Genomic DNA, 8,704 nt, shown 5'->3' with positions numbered 1-8,704 from the left:
CAAGGTATAGCGAACAGGTACTGTTCTACCGTTCTGCTTACCTGGAGACCATTTCGGCATTGTTTTCACAACACGCATGGCTTCTTCGTCTGTACCGGAGCCCAGGCTTTTTACAATCTGAATTTCAGATATCTCACCTGTTTTGCTTACTACAAACGATAGAACTACCAGACCTTCTACGCCGGCTCTTTGAGCAGCTGCAGGGTAGCGGATGTTCTTGCCAAGATACTTTAACATTTCGCCTTCACCACCTGGGAATTCAGGCATCTGCTCTACGTAGGTATATGGCTTCTCTTCTACTACTTCGGCTACTACATCGCTTGTGCCGTCGATGTCACCCAAATCCAGTGGGGCGCCTTTTACACCTTCCACTGTTTTCGTTCCGATGTCTGCTTCTTCCAGCTCTGTCTGATCCGGAACTTTTTCTTCTTCCTGTACCTCATTATCACGCTTTACAACTGGAGGCGTGAATTTCACCTGTGCACGCACGGGTGGTGGTGGTGGTGGAAGATCTGGTGGCGGCGGAGGCGGCGGTGGCGTTGTCTCATCTAGTGGTGGCGGTGGGGCCAGGTCTACTTCTGTTACAATTCGGTCTACCACTTGTTCTTGGTCCTGGTCTCCTTTGATCATTTTGGCAATCAAAGGAATACTGAGGAAGAGGAAGAACAATACAATTGCTACAGTTGCGGCAATTGTGATATGCTTGTTGTAAATTTTGCGAAGTAGGTAGGCACCGTACGCCCTGTTTCGTCCTTCAAAGACGATGTCATCGAGCGATGCTTTTGCTAACTTGCTAACTTCCATATCTTATTTTCCTATTTGTTCTTGTACCAGTTTCTTGTCTGACTCGGCAATATCTACCATGGCAAACCTCTTGGTATCGGTTATTTTTAACTCGTCCAGGATATCCACTACGTTTTTATAGCGGGCTTCCTCCGTTGGCTTCACCATTACCGTCATCTTATCATTTGATTTCACTTGTGGTGATACCAAAATCTTACGGATGCCGGTTGGCGCATAGCTCGACTCGACTACTTCTGGATTATCTTCCGCCAGGCCAAAGTAGTAGTACAGCTTGTTATCCCCGCCAAGTATAATAGTCAAGGCGTTACTGGCTTTCAAGGCTATCTGTTCCTCCGGATTGTCAACCTTCTTTGGCATGTTTATCTCCATGGTCTGCGGCTTGTTGAAAGTCGTGGTAAGCATGAAGAACGTAATCAGAAGGGCGGCAAGGTCTACCAGCGGTGTCATGTCAATTTTGGTCGACTGGCGTTTGGCGCGTTTTTTACCACCTTTGCCAGAGTCGGCCTTTTGTTGCATTTCTGCCATTTTCTTATCTCCTTCCTAATTAAAGATTCGTTGGCTTTACCTCCATGTCGGTAATCAGGTTAAACCTGTCTACCTTCTTCTCCTGCAGGATATCCATTACTCGCTTAATTGTTGGGTAGCTCACATCCTGGTCACCTTTGATAGCAATTACTACCTGAGGGTTTGTAAGACGTGTTTGCAATACCCAGTCACCAAGCTCATTACGAGCAGAGTCAATTGGAATTCCAGGCTGGTTCACTTCCTTTCGAGCATTTGATTCCATAGCCAGGAAAGGTTGCAGTTGGTTTATCGGTACACCGAAGTTACTCAGAAGAGAGAATGTTTTTTTCTCTTCTGCCGTAAAGCCAACTCCATACTTACCTGCTATCTTGTCAAGTAATGCTTCCTTTGTCTGCTGTCCGTCTACCCCAAAGAACACCCGGTCATTTTTATCAACCGTAATGGTTATTACGTTAATATCCGGGATCTTAATTTCTGAAGCAGATGAAGGTGTGTCTACTATAACAGCCTCGTCTGGTCGGGCTGTTGCAGTCAGCATAAAGAAAGTAACCAGCAAGAAGAATAAGTCCACCATTGGCGTCATGTCCAATGAAGGGTTCGTTCTTTTTACTTTTACTTTAGGCATCTTATCTGGTTAAATACAGTTTAACTTATACAGTTTGTTGTCTAACAGCTGGCGTGTCGTGCTGCGCTGTGAAAGTAGACACCATGCTGAAACCAGCTTCGTCGATGCCGTAAGTCAGCTCATCGATTTTGCTTGTAAAGTAGTTGTAGGCGATGATCGCGATGGTAGAACCTGTGATACCAAGAGCCGTGTTGATAAGGGCCTCAGAGATACCGTTTGCAAGAGCTACTGAGTCAGGAGCACCTGAAGTTGCAAGAGCCGAGAAGGCCTTGATCATACCAAGTACCGTACCGATCAAACCAACCAGTGTAGAGATAGAAGCGATAGTTGAAATAACTACCAGGTTTTTCTCCAGCATTGGCAGCTCAAGAGAAGTAGATTCCTCGATTTCTTTCTGGATAGAGGCTACTTTCTCTGCTTTCAGCAGTTCTGGCTCGCTTTGCATTTCTTTGTACTTCAGCAGGCCGGATTTTACTACGTTAGCAACGGAACCTTTTTGAGCATCGCAGGCAGCGATAGCACCGTTGATGTCATGCTGCTTCAGTCTGCTTGAAATGTTGCGTACGAATTCAGCTACGCTTTTTGTACCCTTTGCTTTGCTGATGGTAAGCGCACGCTCAATTGCGAAGATGAATACCAGCAGGTTGAGAGCTAGCAAAAGAGGTACTACCCATCCACCTTTGTAAACGATGCCAAGGTAGTTGCCCGGAAGTGGGTGGTTGTTCGGATCGTTGCCTTCGAAGTTGGCAGGGTTGCCAAAAACGAACATATAGATAAGCACACATGCTACCAGCGCAAGCGGAATAACAATACTCGCAAATACGCCGCCAATCGGGCTTGCTTTTTTCTCTACATTAGCATCTTTGCTCACTACTGCAGTCTTTTTTTCCATTTTGTTTAAAAGTTTAAAGTTTAGCTGTTTGTGTTGTAATTATTGTTGTTTGTGTAATATAAGAATGTAATTGTTTCAGATTTAGTTCTTTGTTGGTTTTGCAATTTCTGCTTTTTCTTCTGTTTTCAAAGGTTTTGAAGCTCTAAATTTATAAATTCTATTCGGAATAGCTATTACTCCAATAAAATTCCTGTTTAAGTACCTCAATTATCAAAGACTATACTGCGCCTTTACAAATATATCCAATATAAAGTTTTATCCAAAGTTTAAACTTCGTTCTTCAATGCTGGTCCTATCTCTTTGCTTTGGCCTTCTGGGGGTGATTTTGCAGCGGACTGATCCGCCTGACTGAGCTCGTACGTAATGCTATATATGTACGTAATGCAATATATTTAGGGTGATGTGACCTGCTATGCTTTTATCCAGGCTATGCAAGCCCGCTTGTGCAATTGTGAAAGAACAAGGTATGTAAAGGGGTACTACAACAAATAAAAGAACTCAATTAAGCTTGCTGGTAGGGGTGGGGTCACAATTCAGAGCCATAAATATATCAAGTCAATTTTAAACTTGTATGCATGCCTATAGTTTTTTTGCTTCATTCCAGTAAAAATCCATCTCTTTCAATGTCATGTCCTGCAATTGCTTGCCTGCCTTTGCTGCTTCACGTTCGATAAACTGAAACCGGTCGATGAATTTAAGATTAGTTTTTTCAAGCGCTTCTTCCGGATTGATCTCTATAAATCTGGCAAAATTAATGAGCGAGAATAGTAGATCACCAAACTCAGCAGTAGCCTTCTCGTGGTCTATCGTATTGGTGTCTAGAATGTTAAACTCTGATTCGAACTCATTTAGTTCCTCCTGTACCTTTTGCCATACCTGAGATTTTTCATCCCAGTCGAAGCCGGCACCACGGGCTTTCTCCTGTATGCGCATAGCCTTTACGAGTGCCGGCAGTGAACCAGGTACTCCGCCCAGTACCGATTTGTTGCCTTCCTTGAGCTTCAGCTTTTCCCAGTTTTGTTTTACTTCTTCTTCCGTGTTGGCAGTTACGTCTCCGTATATGTGCGGATGCCGGAAGATAAGCTTCTCACAGAGCGAGTTGAGCACATCGGCTATGTCGAACGCCTGTTGTTCTGAGGCAATTTTGGCATAGAAGACCATGTGCAGCATAATATCGCCGATTTCCTTCTTGATCTCCTGCATGTCCTGGCGGAGTATGGCATCGGATAGCTCATAGGTTTCCTCGATCGTGAGGTGGCGTAAACTACTGAGTGTCTGTTTTCTGTCCCAGGGGCATTTTTCACGCAGCTCGTCCATCACATCCAGGATGCGGTTGAAGGCCTGGAGCTGGCGTCCGCGGGGCGTATCATCAAATTGTATGCTATTCATAAAGGCAAATATACTAAATTCTGGTTGGAGGTAGTTGTAAGTGCGTTGTGTACTACTTGGTATGATGAGCAGGCAGGTGTTTTTGCATAAAAAATTTAGATAATTTTTTTGATAGCTTGCTGATATACGCTGTCGGCCAAGACGGGTGGGTAGAAATGAGTATAAAATTCTCTTAGTAAAAACTAAATTATTACTTTTGCAGCTGAAATCTATATACGACGAGTGGCATTAATAAAATCAATTTCAGGAATTAGAGGTACGATTGGCGGGCAGGCTGGTGACGCGCTCACTCCGGTGGACGTTGTGAAATTTGCCGCTGCTTTCGGTACCTGGGTGTTGCAGACAACCAACAACAATACGATTGTAGTGGGGCGCGACGCACGCATATCCGGCGATATGGTCAATAAGCTGGTATGTGCTACCTTACAGGGTCTGGGCATTCATATTATAGATCTGGGCTTATCTACTACGCCTACTGTAGAGATGGCCGTGCCAGACCGCAAAGCAGGAGGGGGTATCATTCTGACGGCCAGCCATAATCCAAAACAATGGAACGCTCTAAAGCTGCTTAACCAGAAGGGGGAGTTTATCTCGGACGAAGAAGGCAAACTGGTGCTGGAGCTGGCTGAGCAGGAAGCATTTGATTTTGCCCAGGTGAATGACCTAGGAAGCTATCAGCAAAGTGACGAAGATCTGAAAAAGCACATCGATGCCATACTGGCGCTGCCCCTGGTAGATGTAGAAGCCATCAAAGCCAAGGATTTCAGCGTAGCGATTGACTGTGTGAACTCCAGCGGAGGTATAGCCGTGCCGATGCTGCTCGAAGCACTGGGCGTAAATAAAATTGAAAAGCTCTTTTGTGAGCCGGATGGTAACTTTGCCCACAACCCGGAACCACTTCCGGAGAACCTGCGCGAAATTTCCCGTGTAATCGAAAAAGGCAAATTCGACCTGGGCATTGTCGTAGATCCGGATGTAGACCGCCTGGCGCTGATCAACGAAGACGGCAGCATGTTCGGGGAAGAATATACCCTGGTCGCCGTTGCGGATTATGTACTGAAGAACCAGGTGGGCAACACGGTTTCCAATCTTTCTTCTACCAGAGCCCTGTGCGATGTGACCGAGAAAGCAGGAGGCAGCTACTATGCAGCCGCCGTAGGCGAGGTGAATGTGGTGAACATGATGAAGGCACAGAATGCCATCATTGGCGGAGAAGGCAACGGGGGGATCATCTATCCGGAGCTGCACTATGGCCGGGATGCTCTGGTAGGTATAGCGTTGTTTCTGACGCACCTGGCCAAGGCCGATATGAGCATGACACGCCTGAGAGCTTCTTATCCAAGCTATTATATCTCAAAAAATAAGATAGAGCTGACGCCGGATGTGAACGTGGATGAGGTACTGCGCCAGATGCAGGAGCGTTACGCCAAGCAGCCGATCAACACGATTGATGGCGTAAAGATAGAGTTTGGCAAAGAATGGGTGCATCTGCGCAAGTCCAACACAGAGCCGATTATCCGTATCTATGCCGAGTCAGACAGCAACGCAACTGCTGATCACCTGGCCAACAAGATCATCGACGATATAAGAGAAATCATTTCTGTTAAGTCCTGATGAGCTGTTGTTGTAGATACCGATCCCAATAGACAAAACTGGCTGCGCCAGGAGAAGAGAACTATATTCTTTCCTCCTGGCGCAACTTTTTTTTATACTTTAGTAGTTCGAATAGAATACAGATTAAACAATAATGACATGCGCGTTTATTTAGACAATGCTGCTACCACTCCTTTAGACAAGGAAGTTTTTGATGCCATGGCGCCTTTTATGCTGGAGCACTTCGGTAATCCCTCCTCCATACACGCACACGGGCGCGAAGTGAGGTCAGCGATCGAAAAAGCCCGCAGAACCGTAGCGACACTGCTCAATACTTCGCCAGCCGAAATCTTCTTCACCTCCGGTGGTACCGAGGCTGACAACGCCGCCATTGTCTGTACCTGCCGTTCACTGGGCATTACGCATGCCGTTTCAACGCAGCTGGAGCACCATGCGGTGCTGCATACCCTGGAAATGCTCGAAAAGAACGGAGAGATGAACGTGAGCTACCTGCGTCACGACAAGCGTGGTGTACTCGACCTGGAGCACCTGGAAGAGCTGCTGGCGTCTAACCCCAGAACGCTGGTGTCGATCATGCATGCCAACAACGAGATCGGGACGCTCAACGACATTGAGGCGATCGGAGCAATCTGCAAAAAGTATGATGCCATCTTCCATTCCGATACGGTGCAGACAATGGGGCACTACAAGCACGACCTGCAGCAGGTGGGGGCAAACTTCATCGTAGGTTCGAGCCATAAATTCCACGGGCCGAAAGGCGTTGGCTTCCTGTACTGTGATGCCGGCACCAAGATACAGCCGCTTATTCAGGGTGGGGCGCAGGAGCGCAACATGCGGGGCGGTACCGAGAACGTGTACGGCATCATTGGCCTGGCCAAGGCACTGGAAATTGCTTACCGCGACATGGTGGAGCATGCAAAGCATATTCAAAGCCTGAAAGACCGGATGATCTTTAAACTCAGGGAGCAGCTGGAGGATGTCAGCTTCAACGGTATGTCTGAGTTTGGCGATAAGAGCCTCTACACGGTACTCAACGTAAGCCTGCCGGCATCGGATATCAATGAGATGCTGCTCTTCAGCTTAGACATAAACAAAATATCAGCCTCGGGTGGAAGTGCCTGCAGCAGTGGTGCCAATGCCGGTTCACATGTGCTGCGTGCCCTGGGTGTAGACCCGGCCCGTGGTTCAGTCCGCTTCTCGTTCAGCAAGTATAACACAGTTGATGAGATAGACTATGTAGCGGAGACGCTGGCAAAAATGTATAAGAAAGTGCTGGTCTAACAATTGGCTGCTTATGGTATAAATAAAGGCTCCGGTAGAAATGCTGGAGCCTTTGTTTATACCTGGAATACGTATTGAAACATATAAATTAAAAGGATGAAAAGTATAGGTGTTTTCTGTGGGGCCAATGTGGGCAATGAGACCTACCAGGTGGAAGCTGAGAAACTGGGCCGCCTAATGGCAGAGCAAGGTATAGGATTGGTGTATGGAGGAGGCAAAGTGGGGCTGATGGGCGTGATCGCGGATGCCGTGCTGGCAACAGGTGGTACAGCGGTAGGGGTAATTCCGCAAAGCCTGATGGACCGGGAGGTAGGGCATACCGGCCTGCAGGAATTAATAGTGGTGGAAACCATGCACGAGCGCAAAGCCATTATGGCAGCCCGTTCCGATGCCTTCGTGGCCATGCCCGGTGGTTTCGGCACTTTCGACGAGATCTGCGAGATTATTACCTGGAATCAGCTGGGCATCATCCGAAAGCCGGTAGCCTTTTATAATGTGAATGGCTACTACGACAAGTTCTTTGAAATGATCGACCACACGGTTGCCGAAGGCTTCGTGAAAGCGGACCAGCGCCAGAACCTGATCGTAGAGTCTGACCCGGAACTGTTACTGCAGAAGCTTCGGGCCTATTCCGATGCCACTTCCGATTACTGGGTCGATTTTAAGCGGATCTAATTGATGATTTGAGGATTTGGAAATGTTTAGATGAATTTTCGAATCCAGCGCCCAAGCGGCTTCGGTCATAGCTCGGCGATTTTTACCTGAATCTGCGATAACAATACTTTTAAAAAGAAGCACCGCTGCAAAATCTTGCAGCGGTGCTTCTTTTTATACCTGTGAATTCATTCTCAAATCTCCACATTTCCAAATCTTCAAATCATCACTAGTGCTGGAGCACCAACTCCTTCACAGCCTCCACCCACATCGGATTGGAGTTCAGGCTCTCTACCAGCTGCCACTTCTCTCCGCCGGCTTCCAGGAACATCTCCCTGAATTCCTCGCCTACCTCAATTGTGGTCTCGAGGCAGTCGGCTACGAAGGCGGGACTATACGCCAGCACTTTTTTGATTCCTTTTGCAGGAAGTGTTTTCAAGACTTCGTCGGTATACGGCTGCAACCACGGATCTTTCAGGAGCCTGGACTGGAAGGTCACGGTATACTGGTCTTCGCGCAGGCCCAGTTGCTCGGCCAGCATGCGGGAGGTCGCGAAACAGGATGCCCGGTAGCAATACTTATTGCGCTTGTTGTAGGAGTTGCAGCAGGCCCCGAGCTGGCAGTAGCCTTTGTCACTGCCTTTCAGTACCTGTCGTTCCGGCAGGCCGTGGTAGCTGAAAATGACATGATCGTAGGTATCCTGGGCCATGTGCTGCTTGCCCAGCGCTGCAAAAGCGTTGATAAAGCCGGGGTCGTCGCAGAACGAAGAAATGAAATTGATGCTAGGTATAACCCACCATTCCTTGACGATCTCCATGATCTTGTCCTGCACAGAGCCCGTAGATGCGGCCGCATACTGCGGGAACAGGGGTAGCACAATGATACGGTCCACACTTTTCTCCCGAAGTTCTTCCAGGGCA

Annotated in this window: 9 protein-coding genes; 3 read left to right on the top strand and 6 right to left on the bottom strand. The window is 47.6% G+C overall.

Annotated elements, in window-relative coordinates; all coding sequences use genetic code 11:
- The 5 genes from OB13_RS15975 to mazG all read right to left on the bottom strand — a co-directional run.
- Positions 1 to 804, bottom strand: an 804-nt coding sequence (locus OB13_RS15975) for an energy transducer TonB (protein WP_461491175.1), incomplete at its 3' end; no start/stop codon positions are given.
- 3 nt (positions 805 to 807) lie between these two features.
- Positions 808 to 1,329, bottom strand: a complete 522-nt coding sequence (locus tag OB13_RS15970; protein WP_461491174.1) for an ExbD/TolR family protein — start codon at positions 1,327 to 1,329, stop codon at positions 808 to 810.
- Between the two features lie 19 nt (positions 1,330 to 1,348).
- A complete protein-coding gene (locus OB13_RS15965; protein WP_461491173.1) occupies positions 1,349 to 1,954 on the bottom strand; it encodes an ExbD/TolR family protein in 606 nt (201 codons plus the stop codon).
- A gap of 25 nt (positions 1,955 to 1,979) precedes the next feature.
- Positions 1,980 to 2,846: a MotA/TolQ/ExbB proton channel family protein gene (locus tag OB13_RS15960; RefSeq protein ID WP_461491172.1), complete on the bottom strand. Its 867-nt coding sequence runs from the start codon at positions 2,844 to 2,846 to the stop codon at positions 1,980 to 1,982.
- Between the two features lie 579 nt (positions 2,847 to 3,425).
- A complete protein-coding gene (gene mazG, locus OB13_RS15955; RefSeq protein ID WP_461491171.1) occupies positions 3,426 to 4,235 on the bottom strand; it encodes a nucleoside triphosphate pyrophosphohydrolase in 810 nt (269 codons plus the stop codon).
- A 222-nt stretch (positions 4,236 to 4,457) separates the two neighbouring features.
- Here mazG and glmM point away from each other — a divergent pair, with 222 nt between their 5' ends.
- The 3 genes from glmM to OB13_RS15940 all read left to right on the top strand — a co-directional run bounded on the left by glmM (position 4,458) and on the right by OB13_RS15940 (position 7,805).
- Complete coding sequence (glmM, locus tag OB13_RS15950; RefSeq protein ID WP_461491170.1) at positions 4,458 to 5,849, top strand: phosphoglucosamine mutase; 1,392 nt, start codon at positions 4,458 to 4,460, stop codon at positions 5,847 to 5,849.
- 138 nt (positions 5,850 to 5,987) lie between these two features.
- Entirely contained in the window at positions 5,988 to 7,130 is a 1,143-nt protein-coding gene (locus OB13_RS15945) for a cysteine desulfurase family protein (RefSeq protein WP_461491169.1), read from the top strand.
- 96 nt (positions 7,131 to 7,226) lie between these two features.
- Positions 7,227 to 7,805 (top strand): LOG family protein, encoded by a 579-nt coding sequence (locus OB13_RS15940; protein ID WP_461491168.1) that lies wholly within the window; start codon positions 7,227 to 7,229, stop codon positions 7,803 to 7,805.
- 208 nt (positions 7,806 to 8,013) lie between these two features.
- Here OB13_RS15940 and hemH read toward each other — a convergent pair.
- The coding region (hemH, locus tag OB13_RS15935) for a ferrochelatase (RefSeq protein WP_461491167.1) at positions 8,014 to 8,704 on the bottom strand (691 nt) is incomplete at its 5' end.

The sequence above is a fragment of the Pontibacter sp. HJ8 genome, assembly GCF_054824225.1.
Note: the sequence above shows the minus strand (reverse complement) of the source record. Positions and strands in the feature narration are given on the sequence as shown.

What these genes read in the sequence shown, in the direction of transcription:
- OB13_RS15970 (WP_461491174.1), bottom strand. Translation starts at nt 1,329, where the DNA reads ATGGCAGAAATGCAACAAAAGGCCGACTCTGGCAAAGGTGGTAAAAAA.
- OB13_RS15965 (WP_461491173.1), bottom strand. Translation starts at nt 1,954, where the DNA reads ATGCCTAAAGTAAAAGTAAAAAGAACGAACCCTTCATTGGACATGACG.
- OB13_RS15960 (WP_461491172.1), bottom strand. Translation starts at nt 2,846, where the DNA reads ATGGAAAAAAAGACTGCAGTAGTGAGCAAAGATGCTAATGTAGAGAAA.
- mazG (WP_461491171.1), bottom strand. Translation starts at nt 4,235, where the DNA reads ATGAATAGCATACAATTTGATGATACGCCCCGCGGACGCCAGCTCCAG.
- OB13_RS15945 (WP_461491169.1), top strand. Translation starts at nt 5,988, where the DNA reads ATGCGCGTTTATTTAGACAATGCTGCTACCACTCCTTTAGACAAGGAA.
- OB13_RS15940 (WP_461491168.1), top strand. Translation starts at nt 7,227, where the DNA reads ATGAAAAGTATAGGTGTTTTCTGTGGGGCCAATGTGGGCAATGAGACC.